At 62.8% G+C, this 18,850-nt stretch carries 18 protein-coding genes; 13 read left to right on the top strand and 5 right to left on the bottom strand.

Features of this window, described 5'->3' with window-relative positions:
- The first annotated feature begins 47 nt into the window (after positions 1-47).
- The 4 genes from WDB71_RS08800 to yjjG all read left to right on the top strand — a co-directional run bounded on the left by WDB71_RS08800 (position 48) and on the right by yjjG (position 2,770).
- The gene (locus tag WDB71_RS08800; protein WP_341501210.1) at positions 48-722 is read left to right on the top strand and encodes a hypothetical protein; all 675 of its coding nucleotides are present in this window, start codon (positions 48-50) and stop codon (positions 720-722) included.
- A gap of 31 nt (positions 723-753) precedes the next feature.
- Entirely contained in the window at positions 754-1,410 is a 657-nt protein-coding gene (locus WDB71_RS08795) for a hypothetical protein (protein ID WP_341501209.1), read from the top strand.
- A gap of 135 nt (positions 1,411-1,545) precedes the next feature.
- Complete coding sequence (gene yjjX, locus WDB71_RS08790; RefSeq protein WP_341501208.1) at positions 1,546-2,082, top strand: inosine/xanthosine triphosphatase; 537 nt, start codon at positions 1,546-1,548, stop codon at positions 2,080-2,082.
- A gap of 13 nt (positions 2,083-2,095) precedes the next feature.
- Entirely contained in the window at positions 2,096-2,770 is a 675-nt protein-coding gene (gene yjjG, locus WDB71_RS08785) for a pyrimidine 5'-nucleotidase (protein WP_341501207.1), read from the top strand.
- Between the two features lie 794 nt (positions 2,771-3,564).
- Here yjjG and WDB71_RS08780 read toward each other — a convergent pair.
- A complete protein-coding gene (locus WDB71_RS08780; protein WP_341501206.1) occupies positions 3,565-4,497 on the bottom strand; it encodes a hypothetical protein in 933 nt (310 codons plus the stop codon).
- A 472-nt stretch (positions 4,498-4,969) separates the two neighbouring features.
- On the bottom strand, positions 4,970-7,000 hold the full coding sequence (gene metG / locus WDB71_RS08775) for a methionine--tRNA ligase (RefSeq protein ID WP_341501205.1): 2,031 nt from the start codon (positions 6,998-7,000) through the stop codon (positions 4,970-4,972).
- A gap of 115 nt (positions 7,001-7,115) precedes the next feature.
- On the opposite strand from metG, the gene apbC reads away from it, so the two are divergent.
- From apbC to WDB71_RS08745, 6 genes are all read left to right on the top strand, one after another.
- A complete protein-coding gene (gene apbC, locus WDB71_RS08770; RefSeq protein WP_341501204.1) occupies positions 7,116-8,156 on the top strand; it encodes an iron-sulfur cluster carrier protein ApbC in 1,041 nt (346 codons plus the stop codon).
- 45 nt (positions 8,157-8,201) lie between these two features.
- A complete protein-coding gene (gene udk, locus WDB71_RS08765; protein WP_341501203.1) occupies positions 8,202-8,840 on the top strand; it encodes a uridine kinase in 639 nt (212 codons plus the stop codon).
- Between the two features lie 62 nt (positions 8,841-8,902).
- Entirely contained in the window at positions 8,903-9,496 is a 594-nt protein-coding gene (dcd, locus tag WDB71_RS08760; RefSeq protein WP_341501202.1) for a dCTP deaminase, read from the top strand.
- A gap of 138 nt (positions 9,497-9,634) precedes the next feature.
- Positions 9,635-10,054, top strand: a complete 420-nt coding sequence (gene arfB / locus WDB71_RS08755; RefSeq protein WP_341501201.1) for an alternative ribosome rescue aminoacyl-tRNA hydrolase ArfB — start codon at positions 9,635-9,637, stop codon at positions 10,052-10,054.
- Positions 10,055-10,106: 52 nt separating this feature from the next.
- A complete protein-coding gene (locus WDB71_RS08750; protein WP_341501200.1) occupies positions 10,107-10,892 on the top strand; it encodes a lipase family protein in 786 nt (261 codons plus the stop codon).
- An 8-nt stretch (positions 10,893-10,900) separates the two neighbouring features.
- The gene (locus WDB71_RS08745) at positions 10,901-11,206 is read left to right on the top strand and encodes a DUF2007 domain-containing protein (RefSeq protein WP_341501199.1); all 306 of its coding nucleotides are present in this window, start codon (positions 10,901-10,903) and stop codon (positions 11,204-11,206) included.
- Positions 11,207-11,240: 34 nt separating this feature from the next.
- On the opposite strand, the gene WDB71_RS08740 is transcribed toward WDB71_RS08745, so the two are convergent.
- Positions 11,241-12,101: a tetratricopeptide repeat protein gene (locus tag WDB71_RS08740; protein WP_341501198.1), complete on the bottom strand. Its 861-nt coding sequence runs from the start codon at positions 12,099-12,101 to the stop codon at positions 11,241-11,243.
- 144 nt (positions 12,102-12,245) lie between these two features.
- Between WDB71_RS08740 and WDB71_RS08735 the strand changes: the two genes are divergently transcribed.
- On the top strand, positions 12,246-14,450 hold the full coding sequence (locus WDB71_RS08735; RefSeq protein WP_341501197.1) for a S46 family peptidase: 2,205 nt from the start codon (positions 12,246-12,248) through the stop codon (positions 14,448-14,450).
- A gap of 313 nt (positions 14,451-14,763) precedes the next feature.
- On the opposite strand, the gene WDB71_RS08730 is transcribed toward WDB71_RS08735, so the two are convergent.
- Positions 14,764-15,180, bottom strand: coding sequence for a GNAT family N-acetyltransferase (locus tag WDB71_RS08730; protein ID WP_341501196.1), 417 nt, complete (start codon positions 15,178-15,180; stop codon positions 14,764-14,766).
- A gap of 99 nt (positions 15,181-15,279) precedes the next feature.
- Here WDB71_RS08730 and WDB71_RS08725 point away from each other — a divergent pair, with 99 nt between their 5' ends.
- Positions 15,280-16,533: a DUF945 family protein gene (locus tag WDB71_RS08725; protein WP_341501195.1), complete on the top strand. Its 1,254-nt coding sequence runs from the start codon at positions 15,280-15,282 to the stop codon at positions 16,531-16,533.
- Positions 16,505-17,920, top strand: coding sequence for a VCBS repeat-containing protein (locus WDB71_RS08720; protein ID WP_341501194.1), 1,416 nt, complete (start codon positions 16,505-16,507; stop codon positions 17,918-17,920). Before WDB71_RS08725 ends, WDB71_RS08720 begins: the two co-directional genes overlap by 29 nt.
- An 11-nt stretch (positions 17,921-17,931) precedes the next feature.
- Here WDB71_RS08720 and WDB71_RS08715 read toward each other — a convergent pair whose 3' ends face one another.
- Positions 17,932-18,804: a tetratricopeptide repeat protein gene (locus tag WDB71_RS08715; protein ID WP_341501193.1), complete on the bottom strand. Its 873-nt coding sequence runs from the start codon at positions 18,802-18,804 to the stop codon at positions 17,932-17,934.
- Positions 18,805-18,850 lie beyond the last annotated feature (46 nt).

The raw sequence follows: 18,850 nt of genomic DNA, 5'->3' as shown, positions 1-18,850 counted from the left end.
GTGGGTTGGGTCAATGCCTTGGCACATTGACCCCACAAGGAGCAGACATGAAAGGAATCGTTAGCCACGGCGTTAGCCTGGCCCTGGGCGTTGCCCTTGGCGGCTGGTATTTCGGTGCCGGGCAGCCCCAGCAGCTGGCTGTCACGACCCAGGAGGCGGCCCCGGCGGCGCCCATGAATGCCCAGCCCCAGGCGCCACAGAGCGCCCTGGCCCAGGCGCATCCAGCCCCTATCACTTCCCAAGCACCAGCACCAAAAGCAGCCGCCGAGCAGGAGGCGACGCCCCTGTCGCCACAGCAGCTTGAGGAGATCGCGGCCCTGGAGAAGCGCATCGGCAACCTGCCCAGCTATGACAGTCATTGGCAGGCCCTGAGCCATGCCAGGCGTCATGACGACAAGGCGGTCAAGGCCGAGCAGGCCATCTGGGACGGCATCGCCCAGGCCCAGCAGATGATCAACGCCGATCTCGAAGACGTCCTCTGTGACAGCGACCGGCTCTGCGTGGCCAAGGTCGTCGTCGATGATATCGGCTTTGCCGGTGTGGTTACCGAGCGCATGAGACAGAGCCTCAAGGAAGCCGGCCTTGGCCTGGGCTTTATCGTCACCGAGTTCGACAGCCCGGAAGGGGAGCGGCCCAGGTTGAAGTTGTCTTTCAGCCAGAAGTCACCACTGGCGAACCTGCAGCCGGTTGCCGGCGTCTCCCAGGATGCGGACCAAGGCTGAGTGTTAGATTGCCCAAGATAAAGGAGACATGATGAAGGGATACCTGAAATTCGGCGCCGGCCTGGCCCTGGGGCTCGGCCTCGGCGCCTGGCTTTTCGGAGGCCAGGGGCAACGGCCAAGTCCAGAGCAGGCCCATCAGGCGGCGCCGGCCGCCAGCGTGGCGGCAACAGCTACCGGCACCGCCGAGACCAAGACTGCGCCGGCACCGCAAAGGCCGCAGGCCGGGCCAAGCCCGGTGGCGACGCCGGCAGCGCCCACCCCTGGCGGTGAAACCGTCAATGTCGAACTGTTGCAGGAGATGCTGGCCAAGCGGGCAAGCTTCGAGCAGGACTGGTACCAGACGCTGCAGGAGCGGGTTTACGACGACCGGGCGGTGAAGGCGGAGCAGGCCATCTGGGACGGCATTGCCCTGGCCCAACAGAAGGTGGATGTGAGCCTGGACGAAACCATCTGCGACAGCGGCAAGGTCTGCATGGTCAAGCTGAACCTGGCCGATCAGGCCTATTCGTCCATGGTCACTGAGCAGCTGATGAGCAGCCTGGGCAAGGCCGATTTCAACGTCAGCGTGGCAACCCAGGACAGCACCGCCACCGAACACGGCCGCCGGCTGCAGCTGCGCCTGTACCAGCAGCCGCCCGAAGGGGCTTTCAGCGCCGAGAAGGTCTTCACCGGGGCGCCGGCCGGCTGAGCTTGGCCCTTGCCATGGCATCAGGCGCCCCAGGGGCGCCTTTTTAGTTTGGCCAAGCGGCTTTTCCATCGCCCCTTGGGCTGCTATCATGCGCACCTATCTTCATGTGAAGTAAATTTATTTGGAGTCATATTGGTGCAGCGCCTCAAGGTGGTGGTGGGTTCCCAAAACCCGGTCAAGATCAACGCGGCCAGGGAAGCCCTGGCGCCGCTCTTTCCCCATTGCCGGCTCGACTGCGAGGGCATGGCCGCCCCGTCCGGGGTGGCGGAGCAGCCCATGACCGCCAGGGAGACGCGGCTGGGCGCCGAGAACCGGGTTTCCTACCTCAGGGCCCATGCCGAGGCCGACCTCTATGTGGCCATGGAAGGGGGCGTGGACCGCTTCGACTACGGCCCCGCCACCTTCGCCTACGTGGTGGTGGCGGACAAGGAGCGCCAGTCGGTGGGGCGCAGCGCCAACCTGCCGCTGCCGAGGGCGGTGTTCGACGCCCTGGACGAGGGCACCGAGCTTGGCACCGTCATGGACCGCCTGTTCAACACCCACAACATCAAGCAGCGCGGCGGCGCCGTCGCCCTGCTCACCAACGGCACCGCCAGCCGTGAGAGCACCTACAACCAGGCCCTGGTGCTGGCCATGGCCCCCTTCCTGAACCCCAGCCTGTACAGCGACTAACCCGGGAGACACCATGCAGTACCAATGGATCCTCTTCGACGCCGACGAGACCCTCTTTCATTTCGATGCCTACCAGGGGCTCAAGCAGATGTTCGCCGGCTTCGGCCTGGACTTCGGCCGCGACGACTTCGACCGCTACCAGGCCGTCAACCTGCCGCTGTGGGTGGATTACCAGGACGGCAGGATCAGCGCCGATCAGCTCAAGCACAACCGCTTCGCGCCCTGGGCCGAGCAGCTGGAGGTGACGCCCCAGCGCCTCAACGGCGCCTTCCTGGCGGCCATGGCCGAGGTGTGCACGCCGCTGCCGGGGGCCAGGGAGCTGATCTCGGCCCTGAGCGGCAGGGCGGGGCTGGGCATCATCACCAACGGCTTCACCGATCTGCAGCAGATCCGCCTCGCGCGCAACGGCCTGGAGGACGCCTTCGAACACCTGGTGATCTCCGAGGAGGTGGGGGTGGCCAAGCCGGATCTGGCCATCTTCGAGCACGCCCTGGCGCGCATGGGCAACCCGCCCAGGGACAAGGTGCTGATGGTGGGCGACAACCCCCATGCCGACGTGCTGGGCGGCCTCAACGCCGGCATTCACACCTGCTGGCTGAACCGCAAGGGGCAGCCGCGCCCGGACGGGATCCGCCCCCACCACGAGGTGGCCTCCCTGGCCGAGCTGCAGGCGTTGCTCGGCTGCTGAACCAGAAAAGCCCGCCAATTGGCGGGCTTTTTATCTCTTGCCTTGTTGCAGCCACTCGTGATGAGGTGGGCACTACTGTGCAGCAAACTAGTGACCGCGGCCCCAGGGGCATAGCCCTAAATCGTGAATGGCAGCGCCCATGCCCTCAAACCCCTGGATGATACTCAGGAAAGTATCTGGCTTGGCGATTAAAACCAGAGCGAGCAAGGCTAGACATACAGATTTCTTAAGGCTTGAATTTCTTTGAAGTGTTTCCATACGCCAATTCCATTTGGTAAAGTTCGCTGATTATATTGCTATGTAAGGCTGCGCACAACGGCCGGACCCGCGCAGCAGCCCATAGGCCAGGGCCGGATTATAGTGTTCTTTGAGTGACCCGATAAACGCTTTTGCTTCATCCGCATGGGCGTTAAAACTCAAGATCGTATACAGCAGGCAGGGTGAAAATATGATTAAATTAAACTTCAAGATGAATCCCTTTATAAATTTTTTGCTGTAATAAATGGGGTCGGTTTTTATATCTACTTAGATAAAAGGAACTGACCCCTTTTATTCCCAAGGCGCTTTGTGCTAGCCAGATAAACGGCCAATGCTGACAGAGCTACCGGTGTAACAAACGGAATTAGCCATATGTTTGGCGCCCACCTGTAATCAGGAAGCAAGATGCCCCGAATCAATCCAATCAGAAGTATTAAGAGAATCCATTTCATAAAGAGTTATAACGCCTGCAGCATGCGCGCCCATGGAGTGAAGCCGAAGGCGCAATGTAATGGGCGTCGCCGTGCCTGCATTGGTTATGCATTTTGAGGCGCTACTGGCGAAAATCCCGCTCGGATGACGTCAACAATCTGTGATGCCCATGCTTTGTACTTAAGACGCTCAGGACTACCTGATCTTTGCTTTTTCTGAGACACAGAAACTCTAATGTTGCTTTGGATGTTGACAACACCCTGGCTCAGATCTCGCTGATCCAATCTCAGATTAGAGCCAATGTAGGATGGAACGGCAAAACTCATTCCATCTTCAACCTCAAAATCGATTTCTATTCGAATGTGGGGGTTCTCAAAAATTAGATTTTCACCATTACTCGAAATAACTGTATTCGGCGGTAATGTAAGGCCATTAGTTATACCAACACCTTCAGAAATATCGAAATTGTCTACGTCTATCTTCAGAGCGTTTTCCAGCTGCGGGACAGAGTAGTAAGAGTTATGGCCAGCACCTTCCTCAGAGTTATTGAACTGAACTTGCCTTTTTCCCCTGAAAGTTTTTACATCTGGATTCCAGTCGGGGTATTCGGACAGCAAATGTCCAACCACCGACACTCTCAAGAATTCAACGAGATTATTTTGGAAGACCGCGCTTTCATCGTCAGACAATTGCGGGAGACCGGCTTTTTCACTTGTTCTCGTAAGATGCAGTGATGAACTTAACTTTTCTCGATTAAATACAACAAAGTTTGATTTCGTCATCAGCTCTGAGTAGACATCGACGCAGTTCGGCGTAAGTATCAGATGTGGCTGAACGACATGGGTACTGTCTTCATTCTTCAATGAAAACCCGAGGTTAAGAGAAAACATCACAAATGCCGCAGCTAGTGCTGTGTAAGAAAATACCAAGTCTTTGGCATTAACGTTTTTTCCAACGATAGCAACGCCAATCCAAACGATAGCGATGAATAGTGCAATCATCGGTGCAACAAAACCCATGAAACTTACACCTTTCAAAAGACTAACTCCTTAATGCATAACGCTGTATTCTGCGCACGCGTGATATCTATTGGTAATACCTTTTGATAATCGTGTGCAACCTTTTGAATTCCTGTGTTTATCGGTCCGTGCTCAAAGTGCCGGGGATGAAAACGCACATGCGCGTTCTCATCTTTGCCAGGGCGCGATATCACGAAAACCGACCAGCTCTACTCTGTTGTATATCAAAGGTTTTTACAAAGGTGAACAAGATAGTCGCGCAAGCGGTGGCGAGATATCGCGCATTAAATGGGCTCACTACATCGATTTGACTGTATGGAAACACAGTTTTGTCACCATCATGGAACCCTGTGAACGGCCATCTTGAATTGGCGAGTTGGGAGGTGGGAGCAAGGCCGTGCCGGCCAGGTAAGTAGCGGTCCCTGGAAATTTGTGCAACGCGTACCCATAAAAAAGCCCGCCAATCGGCGGGCTTCTTACTGCGCGGTGTTTACATCACCCGCTGGCCGGGCTGGGCGCCCTGGTCGGGGCTGAGGATGAAGATCTCCTTGCCGCCGGGGCCGGCCGCCAGGACCATGCCTTCGGACATACCGAACTTCATCTTGCGCGGCGCCAGGTTGGCGACCATGACGGTGAGGCGGCCCACCAGATCGTCGGGCGCATAGGCGGACTTGATGCCGGCGAACACCTGGCGGGTCTCGCCGCCCAGATCCAGCTCCAGGCGCAGCAGCTTGTCGGCGCCTTCCACGTGCTCGGCCTTGTTGATGCGGGCCACCCGCAGATCCACCTTGGCGAATTCGTCGAAGTTGATGGTGTCGGCGATGGGCTCGTCAGCCAGGGGGCCGCTGGCCTTGGGCGCCTCGGCGGCCTGCAGGTTGTCCTTGGAGGCGTCGACCATGGCTTCCACCTTCTTCATGTCGATACGGTTCATCAGCGCCTTGAAGGCGGCGATGGGGTGATCCTTCAGTTCCTGGCCCAGGTTGTCCCAAGTAAGCTCGGTGCCCAGGAAGCCCTCGACCTTGGCGGCCAGTTCCGGCAGCACCGGCTTGAGGTAGGTGACCAGCACCTTGAACAGGTTCAGGCTCAAGGAGCACACCTGGTGGGCGCGCTGCTGGGTGTCTTCGTTCTTGGCCAGCACCCAGGGGGCGGCGTCGTTGATGAAGACGTTGGCCTTGTCGGCCAGGGCCATGATCTCACGCATGGCCTTGCCGAACTCGCGGGTTTCGTAGTGCTGGGCGATGAGCTCGGCCTGGGCCACGAATTCGTCAAACAGCGGCTCGTCGGCGCCCCAGCTGTCGGCAAGCCTGCCGTCGAACTTCTTGCTGATGAAACCGGCGGTGCGGCTGGCGATGTTGACCAGCTTGTTGACCAGATCGGTGTTGCAGCGCTGGGCGAAGTCTTCCAGGTTCAGGTCGATGTCGTCGATGCGGGCGGACAGCTTGGCGGCGTAGTAGTAACGCAGGTACTCGGGCTCCAGGTTGTCCAGGTAGGTGCGGGCCTTGATGAAGGTGCCGCGGGACTTGGACATCTTGGCGCCGTTGACGGTCACATAGCCGTGGGCGAAGACGTTGGTGGGCTGGCGCAGCTGGGCGCCGTGCAGCATGGCCGGCCAGAACAGCGAGTGGAAGTAGATGATGTCCTTGCCGATGAAGTGGTAGACCTCGGCGTCGGAGCCCGGTTTCCAGTAGTCGTCGAAATCGAGGCCGGACTTGGCGCACAGGGCCTTGAAGCTGGCCAGGTAGCCGATGGGGGCGTCCAGCCATACGTAGAAGTACTTGCCGGGGGCGCCGGGGATCTCGAAGCCGAAGTAGGGGGCGTCGCGGGAGATGTCCCAGCGCTGCAGGCCCTGCTCGAACCACTCGTTGAGCTTGTTGGCGATTTCGGACTGCAGGGCGCCGGAGTTGGTCCAGTCCTTGAGCATGTCCTCGAAGGCGGGCAGGTCGAAGAAGTAGTGCTCGGAGTCGCGCAGCACAGGCGTCGCGCCGGACACCACCGACTTGGGATCGCGCAGGTCCGTGGGGCCGTAGGTGGCGCCGCAGACCTCGCAGTTGTCGCCGTTCTGGTCTTCGGCGCCGCACTTGGGACAGCTGCCCTTGACGAAGCGGTCCGGCAGGAACATCTCTTCCTGGGGATCGTAGAGCTGGGAGATGGTCTCGGCCTTGATGTAGCCGCCGTCGTTGAGGCGGTTGTAGATCAGGGCGGCCAGCTCACGGTTCTCGTCGCTGTGGGTGGAGTGGTAGTGGTCGAAGTCGACCAGGAACTCCTGGAAGTCGGCCTCGTGCTCCACCTGGGTGCGGGCGATCATCTCTTCCGGGCTGATGCCCTGTTCGCGGGCCTTGAGCATGATGGGGGTGCCGTGGGTGTCGTCGGCACACACATAGTGGCATTGGTGGCCACGCAGCTTTTGAAAACGGACCCAGATATCGGTCTGGATGTACTCCAGCATGTGGCCCAAATGGATGGGGCCATTGGCGTAGGGGAGGGCGCTGGTTACCAGAATACGGCGGGCATCATTTGCCATGTTCGCTTCGCTCTTGTCTCAAGCCATCTGAAAGGCCAACAGTTTACGTGAAAATCCCAACCAGTTGCACCTTGATGCTAGACTCGGCAGCAGGAATTCCGCAAAGGCCGTTGTTATGCGCTTTTTCTCCCGTAAGTCCGCCTCCCCCCTGGATAAAATCCGCTGCCCCCTGAGCGGCAAGGCCCTCAAGGACATCGCCACCCATATCGACGACGGCGACGAGCAATTGGCCATCCGCCTGCCCTATCCGCCGGCCCTGGTCGAGGCCGAGCTGCGCGAGGCTCTGGGGCCGGTGCTGAAGGGCCGGGAGCTGGTGCTGTCCGGCAGCCTGCCCCGCTACGGCGAGGGCCTGGGCAACGTCAAGAACATCATCGCCGTGGCCTCGGGCAAGGGCGGGGTGGGCAAGTCCACCACCAGCATCAACCTGGCCCTGGCCCTGAAGGCGCTGGGCCTCAAGGTGGGCGTGCTGGACGCGGATCTGTTCGGCCCGAGCTTGCCGATCATGGTCGGTAAAAAAGGCGAGCGTCCCGAGAGCCCGGACGGCAAGGTGATGTACCCCATCCAGGCCCACGGCCTCTACACCCAGTCCCTGGGCTACCTGGTGGAGGCCGACAACGCCGCGGTGTGGCGCGGCCCCATGGCCAGCACGGCGCTGCTGCAGCTGATCAACGAGACCCGCTGGCCGGAGCTGGACGTGCTGATCGTCGACATGCCGCCGGGCACCGGCGACATCCAGCTGACCCTGAGCCAGAAGGTGCCGCTGACCGGCGCCGTCATCGTCACCACCCCCCAGGATCTGGCCCTGGCCGACGCCATCAAGGGCATCAGCATGTTCGACAAGGTGTCGGTGCCGGTGCTGGGCCTGGTGGAGAACATGAGCTTCCATATCTGCTCCAACTGCGGTCATCACGAGGCCATCTTCGGCGAAGAGGGCGGCAAGGCGTTGGCGCAGCAAAAAGGCCTGGCGCTCCTGGGGCAGATCCCGTTGCACATGGCCATCCGCGCCCAGACCGACGGCGGCAACCCGACCGTGGTGGCCGAGCCACAGGGCGAGCACGCCCGGGCCTACCTGGCGGCGGCACGGTCACTCATTGGCCAGTTGGTGCAGCGGCCGGTGCCGGCCCAGCGGATCGGCGTTCAGATCGTCGAGCCTTGATGTATAATCCCGGAAATTTTGTCCATGTGTTGAGAGTGCTTTTCCATGTCCAGTGACCATCCTTGCGTCATTATCGGTATCGCCGGTGCCTCCGCCTCAGGCAAGTCCCTGATCGCCAGCACCATTTTCCACGAGCTCAAGAAGGAACTGGGCCGCAGCGAAATCGCCGTGATCAAGGAGGATTCCTACTACCGGGATCAGTCGCATCTGTCCATGGAAGAGCGGGTCAAGACCAACTACGACCACCCCAACGCCTTCGAGCACGAGCTGCTGATCCAGCACCTCAAGGATCTCCAGGACGGCAAGGCCGTGGAGATCCCCGAGTACTGCTACGAGAACCACACCCGCAAGCAGGACGTGACCCACCGCCTGGAGCCCAAGAAGGTGATCATCCTCGAAGGGATCCTGCTGCTGTCCCACGCGCCGCTGCGGGAGATGCTGCAGGCCTCCATCTTCGTGGACGCGCCCCTGGACATCTGCCTGACCCGCCGCCTGCGCCGGGACGTGGCCGAGCGCGGCCGCACCATGGAATCCGTGCTCAAGCAGTACAAGGACACGGTGCGCCCCATGTTCATGCAGTTCATCGAGCCCTCCAAGCAGTACGCGGACATCATCATCCCCCGCGGCGGCAAGAACCGCATCGCCATCGACATGCTCAAGGCCCGTATCCTCCAGCACCTGTAAGCCTTGCGCCGATAACAACAAGGGCCCCACAATGGGGCCCACGCCTTTGACAGGGAATCGCCATGCGCCTTTGTGACACCCACATCGAAGAATACCTGCGGGACGGCCGCATCCAGATCGAACCCATGCCGGCCGCCGACAGCATCAGCGGCGTCTCCATGGACGTGCGCCTGGGCCACAAGTTCCGGGTCTTCCAGGACCACACCGCGCCCTTCATCGACCTGTCCGGCCCCAAGGCCGAGGTGCAGGCGGCCCTGGAGCGGGTGATGAGCGACGAGATCCACATCCCCGACGGCGAGGCCTTCTTCCTGCATCCCGGCGAGCTGGCCCTGGCGGTGACCCACGAGTCGGTGACCCTGCCCGACGACATCGTCGGCTGGCTGGATGGTCGCTCCTCCCTGGCCCGCCTGGGGTTGATGGTGCACGTGACCGCCCACCGCATCGATCCGGGCTGGAGCGGCCGCATCGTGCTGGAGTTCTACAACTCCGGCAAGCTGCCGTTGGCGCTTCGGCCGCTGATGAAGATAGGTGCCCTCAACTTCGAGAAGCTGTCCGCCCCGGCGGCGCGGCCCTACAACAAGCGCGTTGACGCCAAGTACAAGGACCAGCAGGGCGCCGTGGCCAGCCGTATCAGCCAGGACAGCCAGGGCGACTGATGGCGGTGATTTCCGACAAGGTGCCGGGGTTGACCGCCAGCTGTGCTCGGAGGCAGCCATGCTGGTAATTTCCAATGCGGTGACAATTCCCGATGACGTTCTGAAACTGGCCGCCATGCGCGCTGCTGGGGGGCAAGGGTGCTGGTGATTTCCAACGCGGTGAGCATCCCCGATGACGAGTTGGAATTCACCGCCATGCGCGCCCAGGGCGCCGGCGGCCAGCACGTCAACCGCACCGAAAGCGCCGTGCAGCTGCGCTTCAACTACCGCCGCTCGCCGTCGCTGCCGGACTTCTACAAGGAACGCCTGGCCGGCTACAGCGACGGCCGCATCACCCAGGACGGCGACATCCTCATCAAGTCCCAGGAGCACCGCAGCCAGCTCAGGAACAAGGAAGAGGCCCTGGAAAGGCTCAGGGCGCTGATCCTGGATGCCACCCGCGTGCAGAAGGTGCGCCGTCCCACCAAGCCCACCAGGGCCAGCCAGAAGCGGCGGGTCGAGGGCAAGAAGAGCCGCGCCAAGATCAAGGCCGGACGCGGCAAGGTCAAATTCGACTGAACGCCCGCCCCGGACTAAGGTCTTTGAAGACAAGACCTATCCGGAGGCAGCGGTGAAATTCTATGCCCATCCCCAGGGCCTGAGCCGGGCCAACCTGGCCTACCTGAGCGCGCTGTGTGCCCGGGCCGGCGGCCAGGAGGCGGATCCCGGCCTCGGCAACAACCTGTCCCTCATCGAGGTCGGCAACAGTACCCTGCTGCTGGCGCCGGGCGACAAGCGGCTGCTGATCGCCGTCCACCATGACGAAGGCAACACCAGAGAATGGGCCACGGACGTGCGGGCGGCGCTGGTGCCCTGGCCAAAAGACAACCCCCTCGGCAAGGTCCACGGCGACTGGCTGGCCCTGGGCGAGCGGCTGTGGCAGGAACTCAGGCCGGAGCTTGTCAAGCGTACCAGGGCCGATACCGCCATCTGGCTCACCGGTCATGGCCTGGGCGGGGCCCTGTGCCAGTGGCTGGCGGCGCGGCTGACCCTGCTGGACGACGGCATCGAGCTGGCCGGGGTGGTCAGCTTCGGCAGCCCCCGCATCTTCGACGCCGCCCTGGCCAAGCGGCTGGAGGAGCAGCTGGGCGAGCGGCTTTGGCGGGTGGTCAACGACCAGGACGTGCTGACCCGGCTGCCGCCCCAGTGCTTCGGCTACCGCCACGCCGGCCAGCTCTGCTATTTCGATCTGGCCGGCGGCCTCCACGACAGCGACAGCGACAGCAGCAAATGGTGGGGCCAGTTCTGGGACCGCTGCCATTACCACGGCCAGTGGCCCTTTGCCCTGGACTCCAGCCAGATCCAGGAGCACGGTGTGGAGGAGTACCAACAGCTCTGTAGAAGCGCCAGCCGCTAGGAGAAAAGATGGAAAGCTGCCTCTATACCGCCGCCAACAGCATCGAAGCCCACCTGCTGGAGGGACTGCTGTCCACCGCCGGCATCACCGTGCGCCTGGAAGGGGAGCCGCTGATGGGGGCCGCCGGCGAACTGCCGGTGGAGGTGCAGCAGATCAAGCTCTGGTGTGACGAGTTCCAGCTGGACAAGGCCCTGGCCCTGGTGGCCGACTACCTGGCCAATGCCGGGCGCGACTGGCCCTGTCCGGCCTGCGGCGAGGCCAACGGCGGCAGCTTCGAGATCTGCTGGCACTGCCGGACGCCAAGGCCGATGTAGTCAAGAAAAAGGGCCGCATTCGCGGCCCTTTTGCTCAGTAGAGCAGGGAGTAGAGGGCCCGCCGGTACTGGGCGGCCAGGGCATTGCCCTGGCCCAGGGCGGTGAGGATGTCCTGGTACAGCTTGCGGGCCTCGCCGTTGCCGAAATCCAGTTCCTTCTTCAGCAGCGCCAGCAGGGAGGCCAGGGCCTCCTCGTTGCGGCCCACCTGGTGCAGCTGCAGGGCCAGCTGCAGCCGCGCCTGGTCGTCGCCCGGATCGGCCTCCAGCCTGGCCTGGAGCTCGCGGATGGCCGGGGTGTCGGCGGCCTCCTTCTTCAGCTCCAGCTCCGCCACCGCGGCCTTGTAATCGCCGTCCTGGTCCGCCAGGGGGATGGCGTCCAGCAGGGCCTCGGCGTCGTCGAGGCGCTCCAGGGCCAGGTAGGTGCGAGCCAGGGCCACCGCCAGGGCGGCGTCGCCGTCCAGGCGCGGGCTGGCCTTGGCCTGGAGCAGCAGCTGCAGGGCGTCGTCATGACGGCCCTCGGCCAGGGCCGCCTTGCCGGCCTGAAGATCCTGCTGGGCCTGATCCGGCAGGTGCTTGTCCAGCAGGGCGCGAACGCTGTCCTCGGTTTGGGGCCCGGCCAGGCCGTCCACCGGCTGGCCGTCCTTGATCAGGTACAGGGTCGGCAAGGTCTGGATGCGGAAATGCTGCACCAGGCCGTACTCGGTCTGGCAATCCACCCTGGCCAGGGTAAAGCGGCCCTGGTATTCGTTGACCAGCTTCTCGAGGATGGGACTCAGCTCGGCGCAGGGCTCGCTGCCCTGGGCCCAGAACTGCACCAGCACCGGGTGCTCCATGGAGGCATCCACCAGCAGCTGCTGGGCGTTGAGTTCATTGACGTCTTGGATAAGGTTGCTCATGTCTGGCCACTTTTCTTTCGTTCTCTTGAACTTATATGGGGATGTTACCCGACTTTTAAAGCCGTCGCTTTATCGTGGACCCCTTGTCTGGGGTGGCGTCCTTGGGCAGACTGATGCTGCAAAAATGTCACAAGGAACAACATAATGAAAAAAATCTGGTGTGTGGCCGGGCTGCTGAGCGCGTCAGCCCTGGCCAGCGAGGGCATGTGGATGCCCCATCAACTGCCGCAGATGGACAAGACCCTCAAGGATGCCGGCATCGAAATCGCCCCGGCGGCACTGGCGGATCTCACCAAGCATCCCATGAACGCGGTGATCAGCCTGGGCGGCTGCACGGCGTCCTTCGTGTCCCCCAAGGGCCTGGTGGTCACCAACCACCACTGCGCCTACGGCTCCATTTCCTATAACTCCAGCGCCGACAAGAACCTGATCAAGGACGGCTTCCTGGCCAAGACCCTGACCGACGAGCTGCCGGCGGCGCCGGGCTCGCGGGTGTTTGTGACCGTGGCCATGGACGACGTCACCGCCAAGGTCAACGACGGCCTGGCGCAGCTGTCCGGCAAGGCCCGCTTCGACGCCATCGAGGAGAAGGAAAAGGCCCTGGTGGCCGCCTGTGAACAGGAAGCAGGCTATCGCTGCTCCGTGTACAGCTACTACGGCGGCCTGGAGCACTGGCTGCTCAAGCAGATGGAGATCAAGGACGTGCGCCTGGTCTATGCCCCGGCCGAGGCGGTGGGCGTCTATGGCGGCGACATCGACAACTGGATGTGGCCCCGCCACACCGGCGACTTTGCCTTCTACCGCGCCTACGTGGGCAAGGACGGCAAGCCGGCCGAGTTCTCCAAGGACAACGTGCCTTACGAGCCCAAACACTTCCTCAAGGTCAACGGCCAGGGCGTGGCCAAGGGCGATTTCGTGATGGTGGCCGGCTACCCGGGCTCCACCAACCGCTACCGCACCGCCGTTGAAACCGCCCATGCCATCGACTGGTACTACCCCACCAGCCAGAAGCGCCTGGCCGACCTCAATGACGTCATCGGCAAGGCCTGCGAGGGTGACGAGGACGCCTGCATCAAGTACGCCTCCTACCGCCAGGGCCTGAAGAACTACGCCAAGAACTTCCAGGGCATGCTGGACGGCTTCAAGCGTTCCGATCTGGTCGAGCGCAAGCAGAAGCTGGAGGCCGAGCTGGCCGCCTGGGTCAAGGCCGACGCCGATCGCCAGGCCCAGTGGGGCCAGTCCCTGGACGCCCTGGCCAAGCTGATCGAGGAAGATCAACGCCAGGACCAGCGCGACATGCTGCGCCGCGGCGTTTCCAACGGCGCCCTGTTCGGCGCTGCCCGCACCCTCTACAAGTGGTCCCTGGAACAGCAGAAGCCGGACGCAGAGCGTGAGGCCGGTTACCAGGCGCGCGACAAGGCCCGCAAGGTCAACGCCATGAAGCGCATCGAGCGCCGCTTCCATCCCAAGGTGGACAAGGCCCTGTGGCTGCACGGCCTGGAAAGCTACGCCAAGCTGGACAAGGCCGACCGCATCCAGGCCATCGACCAGGCTCTGAAGGTGGTTGACGGCAAGGGCGCCTCCGCCGAGGTGCTGGACGGTCTCTACGCCAACACCCAGCTCACCGATACCCAGGTGCGCCTGGCCTGGCTGGACAAGAAGCCCGAGGACTTCAAGAAGAGCAGCGATCCCTTCATCCAGCTGGCGGTGGCCAGCCATGAAGCCTTCGAGGCCATCAAGAGCGACGCCGAGGAGCGCTACGGCCGCTTCATGACCCTCAGACCCAAGTTCATGGAGGCGCTGATCGCCTTCAAGCAGGAAAAGGGCGAGCTGGTCTACCCGGACGCCAACTCCAGCCTGAGGGTGACCTACGGCCATGTGCGCGGTTATACCCCGCCCAAGGGCACCATCACCCAGGCCCAGGACGGCGCCCTCTACCGCAAGGACGGCCAGTCCGAATACCTGCCCTTCACCACCTTGCAGGGCATCGTCGCCAAGCATACTGGTGAAACGCCCTTCGATGCCCCCAAGGCCCAGCGGGATCTGATCAACGACCGCGACTTCGGTGCCTACTACATGCAGTCCATCGACTCGGTGCCGGTAAACTACCTGTCCGACGTGGACACCACCGGCGGTAACTCCGGCTCACCGACCCTGAACGCCAGGGGCGAGCTGGTGGGCCTGCTGTTCGACGGCACCTACGAGTCCATCAACGGCGACTGGGACTTCACCGACAGCACCCGCTCCATCCATGTGGATGGCCGCTACATGCTGTGGGTGATGGAAAAGCTCGACGGCGCCGAGAACCTCCTGGAAGAGATGGAGATCGTTGGCCTCGAGCAGGAGTAACCAGGAGCGGCGCCTTGGCGCCGGCGATCAACTTCCTGGAAGAGATGGAGATCGTTGGCCTCGAGCAGGAGTAACCAGGAGCGGCGCCTTGGCGCCGGCGATCAACTTCCTGGAAGAAATGGAGATCGTCGGCCTCGAGCAGGAGTAACCAGGAGCGGCGCCTTGGCGCCGGCGATCAACTTCCTGGAAGAGATGGCGATCGTTGGCCTCGAGCAAGAGTAACCAGGAGCGGCGCCTTGGCGCCGGCGATCAACTTCCTGGAAGAGATGGAGATCGTTGGCCTCGAGCAGGAGTAAGGAAAAGGGGAGAGGGCTCAGCCCTTCTCCATCCTGATGTGCATGATGCCGGCTTCATCGAAGGGTTCACCGACCCGGATGAAGCCGGCTTTTTCGTACAGGGGCGCCGCTTCCAGCTGGGCATTGAGGTACAGCCTGGTGACGCCCAGCTCACCGGCCCTTAGCATCAGCGCCTGGGTGATTTGCCAGCCCAGGCCCAGGCCACGCCACTGGCGGCGCACCGCGATGCGCTCCAGCTTGGCCCCGTCCCGGGTCAGCCTCAACCGGCCGCAGCCGATGGGCTCGCCATCTTCTTCAACCAGCAAATGCTGACATTGCAGCTCGAACTGGTCCCATTCTTCGCTAAAAGGCACCTTTTGTTCGTCCATGAAGACCATGGCGCGGACGGAAAACACCTTGATAAGATCCTCGAATTCCGTGGCCCACTTCAGCATTTCAAACCCTCCAGGCTGTACTTTAGGCTTTACATTGCAGTAACATGGCAACTTAGCCTTAGAACCATAATAAAGCGGCAAAAAACAAGGATTACGGCTGTGAAAAAGACCCTTATTTCGCTTGCGATCCTGGCCTGTGGCGCGGCCGGAACCACCTATTATGCTGGCATGGAAGCCGAAAAGCAGTATCAGGATCTGGTTGGAAGCCTCAATCAACAAAAGGGCATCAAGGCCCGCTCCATGAAGTTCGAACGCCAGTTCCTGGCCGGCCAGGCCCAGACCCGCGTCGAGTTCACCGATGAAGGCACCCTGGCGCTGCTCAAGGAGCTGGGCATGCCGGCGAGCTATGTGCTCGACCACCAATTCAAGCACCTGCCCTGGCAGGTGGACGTGCATACCACCCTGCGCATGACCAAGGAGCTGGCCAAGTTCAAGGCCGGTTTCGGCGCCGTCGAGGAGCCGGTGCTGCTGGACAGCACCACCAACCTGCTGGGCCAGACCAGCTTCGAAGGCCGCATGGCCATGGCCAACTGGAGCGCGGATAACGGCGGCAAGACCCGTTTTTACCCGCTGTCCTTCACCGGTACCTTCCAGCACCGGGATGGCCAGCTGGCCATGAACGCCAGCTGGAACGGCCTGGAGATGAAGGCCGCCGACAGCCGCCTGGTGATGAGCGGCATCAAGCTGGACGAGCAGCGCCGCTTCACCGATCTTGGCCTCGGCGTGGGCCGGTCCAGCCTGACCCTGGGCGCCCTGACCGTCAACAATGCCGACGGCTTCGTGGGCCTGTCCGCTGTCAGCATGGTCAAGGACGACGATGTCTCCGCCAACGGCAAGTACCGCCAGCACAGCGTGCTGCAGGCCGACGAGCTGAAGATCAACAACGATCGCTTCAAGGCCCTGAAGCTGGACATGACCCTGGCCGATTTCGACGCCCGGGCCCTGACCAAGGTGCAGAAGCTGTCCAACAACCTGCTGGCCGACGAGGGCAACCAGGTCGCCGCCGATGCCTTCCTGGAGGCGCTGCTGGCGCTGCTGGCCAAGGGCGGCGAGCTGCAGGTAGACAACCTGTCCATGAGCGCCAGCACCGGCGAACTCAAGGGTCAGGGCAATATCCGCCTCAAGGCCGGCGAGCTCAAGGGTATCGAGAGCCTGATGGGCCTGCTCAACGGCCAGTTCGACCTGCAGCTGCCCAAGCAGCTTGGCAGCCTGGAGCCGGTCGACCAGGAAACCCTGGCGGTGCTGGTGGAAAGGGGCTGGGTCCGGGAGCAGGGCAGCCGCATCAGCATGAGCTTCCGCATCGACGACAAGGAACTGTCGGTCAATGGTCAGCCGCTGGCTAGCCTGCTGTAACCTGCTCTTTGCCGGCCTGGCCTTCGGGGCGGGCTGGCAACAGCTGGAACTGAACGGGCCCGGGACGGGCGACTGGCGCCTGACGTCGTCGCCGGCCGGGCCCGTGCTCTATCTGGCCGGCCGCGACAAGGACGGCCCGCTGCTGCAGCGCCTGCCCGCCCTGGGATTCGGCGCCGAAACCCTGGCCCTGCCCGAAGGCGCCGACCGCTTCACCGCCCTGGACGGGGACAGGCTGCTGGCCTTCGCCGGCGATGGTCTCTACCTACGGGACCGGCAGCAGTGGCGGCTGTTGGGCCGCCAGGCCAGCCTCTGGCGGGGTGTCGATGAACGCACCCTGCACCATTGGCCGGTGGCCAGGGAAGACCATCTGTTCATCCCCGACTTCGAGCAACTGCACGTTTACCGCCTCCAGGGCCGTGAACTCCAGGCCCTGGGCAGCCTGCCGGTGCCGGCCATCATGCGCACCAGCAATGAAAGCCCCCGCTACGAGGCCCGTAAGCTGCTGCTGGCCGACGTGAACCTGGATGGCCGCAAGGATCTGCTGGTGCCCTGGCAGGACGGCCTGCGGCTGTTCCTGGCCCGGGCCGACGGCGGTTTCGAGGGGCAGGGCAGGGCCTTTGCCCCGGCCCTCAAGCTCACGCCGCCACAGCGCCAATGGGTCAGGCTCAACGACGGCGAGGATTTCGAGTCCCTGGAGATCCGCTCCCTGGAGACCCTCAAGGATCTCAACGGCGACGGCCTGGCCGATCTGGTGGTGAGGCGGCTGCGCACCCGCAGCCTGTTCGACCAGGACATCATCTTCGACATCCATTTTGGCCGCCGTACCGACACCGGCCTGGCCTTCCCGGTCAACGCCGATGATCAGCTGCGCAATTCTGGGCTGGCCTTTGGCCTGGACATGGCCGACCTGAACGGCGACGGCAAGAGCGATCTCTACACCCCCAGCACCCGGCTCGGTGTCGGCAAGATAGTCTCGGCCCTGCTCACCGGCTCGGTGGACGTGGATCTGCACCTGGAGCTGCAACACGAACGCAGCTTCGTGCCGGTCGATACCGGACTGGAGGCCAGCATGGGCGTGGAGATAGGCAAGGGCCGGCTGCACTGGCCGGTGTTCCAGGCCCTGGATCTGGACGGTGATGGCCGCGCCGAGCTGGCCGTGCAGCAGGGCGAGGAGAAACTGGCCCTGTACCACTGGCAGGACGGCCGGTTCAAACGCCGCAGTCAGCTGAGGCTGCCGCTGCCCATCAACGGCAACAGGGTAGCGGCGGTCAAGGACGGCCAGGGCCGGCAATGGCTGTTGATCCTGCCCGGCGCCGACGACGCCCCCAAGCGCCAGCGGCGCCTGCTGCGGGTCGGCCACACCGTCACGCCAACCTCACAGCCCTAGGACTCCCTTGCTCAGGCGACGGGCGGGTTGACCAGGTTCTCGAATTCCTCGCTGCCCTGCAGTGACTCGAAATCCTCCTCCTCCCGGGCGGTGTCGCGCAGGGATTCGGACAGGCTGACGGCATGGGCCAGATCGGACAGGGCCCTGTCCCTGTGGCCCAGGCCGGCCAGGGCGCAGGCACGCTGGTAGAGGGCATGGGCGTTTTCGCCGTCCACCGCCAGCACCCGGTTGCAGATGGACAGCGCCCAGCGCTTCTCGCCCAGCATCAGGGCGGCATCGGCCTTGTGGGTGAGGGCGTCCAGATCGCCGGGGCGCATGCGCAGGATCTCGTCGTAGATCTCGATCTTGTTCTGGGGGCTGGCCTCCTGGGACGCCTTCAGCCACAGGGAGTGGATCTCGTTGAGCTTCTCGATTTCCCTGTGGTGTTCGGCCAGGGCCGAGGTCTTGCGCCTGAGCTCCTGCTCCAGCTTGATCAGCCGGCTCTCGTAGACCTTGGTCAGGCGCTTGATCTCCTCGTCGGCGAACTTCTTGGTGTTCTGCTTGATCTCCCTCAGGGACTGCCAGCCCACCACCGCCAGCAGCGAGGCGCCGCCGGCGATCAGGTAGAAGAAGTAGGTGACCGTGCTGCTGGAATAGCCCAGGGCCCGCTCGGACAGATGCATTTCCCGATCCGCCACCTCCTGGCGCACGTCGGCCTTGAAGTTGAGCATCTCGCTGCGGATGGACTTGAGCTCGTCGAGGATGTAGCGCTCCATCAGCGGCGGGAAGTCCGAGCGTTTTTGTGCCTGTTCCTCGGTGTCCTGCTTGGTTCCTTGCGGCTGTGCCGGCTCCGCGGCCAGCAGCCAGCAGGGAAGGATCAGCAATAGGGCCAGGGCTTTCTTCATCTAGGCATCTCCGTCGCGGTCGCTCGAATTCATTAAAGCGTAGCGC

Source organism: Gallaecimonas sp. GXIMD4217 (assembly GCF_038087665.1).
Lineage (GTDB): Bacteria > Pseudomonadota > Gammaproteobacteria > Enterobacterales > Gallaecimonadaceae > Gallaecimonas.
Note: the sequence above shows the minus strand (reverse complement) of the source record. Positions and strands in the feature narration are given on the sequence as shown.

Excerpts from the sequence above, each read along its gene's own strand:
- WDB71_RS08800 (WP_341501210.1), top strand. The coding sequence starts at position 48 with ATGAAAGGAATCGTTAGCCACGGCGTTAGCCTGGCCCTGGGCGTTGCC.
- WDB71_RS08795 (WP_341501209.1), top strand. The coding sequence starts at position 754 with ATGAAGGGATACCTGAAATTCGGCGCCGGCCTGGCCCTGGGGCTCGGC.
- yjjG (WP_341501207.1), top strand. The coding sequence starts at position 2,096 with ATGCAGTACCAATGGATCCTCTTCGACGCCGACGAGACCCTCTTTCAT.
- metG (WP_341501205.1), bottom strand. The coding sequence starts at position 7,000 with ATGGCAAATGATGCCCGCCGTATTCTGGTAACCAGCGCCCTCCCCTAC.
- apbC (WP_341501204.1), top strand. The coding sequence starts at position 7,116 with ATGCGCTTTTTCTCCCGTAAGTCCGCCTCCCCCCTGGATAAAATCCGC.
- udk (WP_341501203.1), top strand. The coding sequence starts at position 8,202 with ATGTCCAGTGACCATCCTTGCGTCATTATCGGTATCGCCGGTGCCTCC.
- dcd (WP_341501202.1), top strand. The coding sequence starts at position 8,903 with ATGCGCCTTTGTGACACCCACATCGAAGAATACCTGCGGGACGGCCGC.
- WDB71_RS08745 (WP_341501199.1), top strand. The coding sequence starts at position 10,901 with ATGGAAAGCTGCCTCTATACCGCCGCCAACAGCATCGAAGCCCACCTG.
- WDB71_RS08740 (WP_341501198.1), bottom strand. The coding sequence starts at position 12,101 with ATGAGCAACCTTATCCAAGACGTCAATGAACTCAACGCCCAGCAGCTG.
- WDB71_RS08735 (WP_341501197.1), top strand. The coding sequence starts at position 12,246 with ATGAAAAAAATCTGGTGTGTGGCCGGGCTGCTGAGCGCGTCAGCCCTG.
- WDB71_RS08730 (WP_341501196.1), bottom strand. The coding sequence starts at position 15,180 with ATGCTGAAGTGGGCCACGGAATTCGAGGATCTTATCAAGGTGTTTTCC.
- WDB71_RS08720 (WP_341501194.1), top strand. The coding sequence starts at position 16,505 with ATGGTCAGCCGCTGGCTAGCCTGCTGTAACCTGCTCTTTGCCGGCCTG.
- WDB71_RS08715 (WP_341501193.1), bottom strand. The coding sequence starts at position 18,804 with ATGAAGAAAGCCCTGGCCCTATTGCTGATCCTTCCCTGCTGGCTGCTG.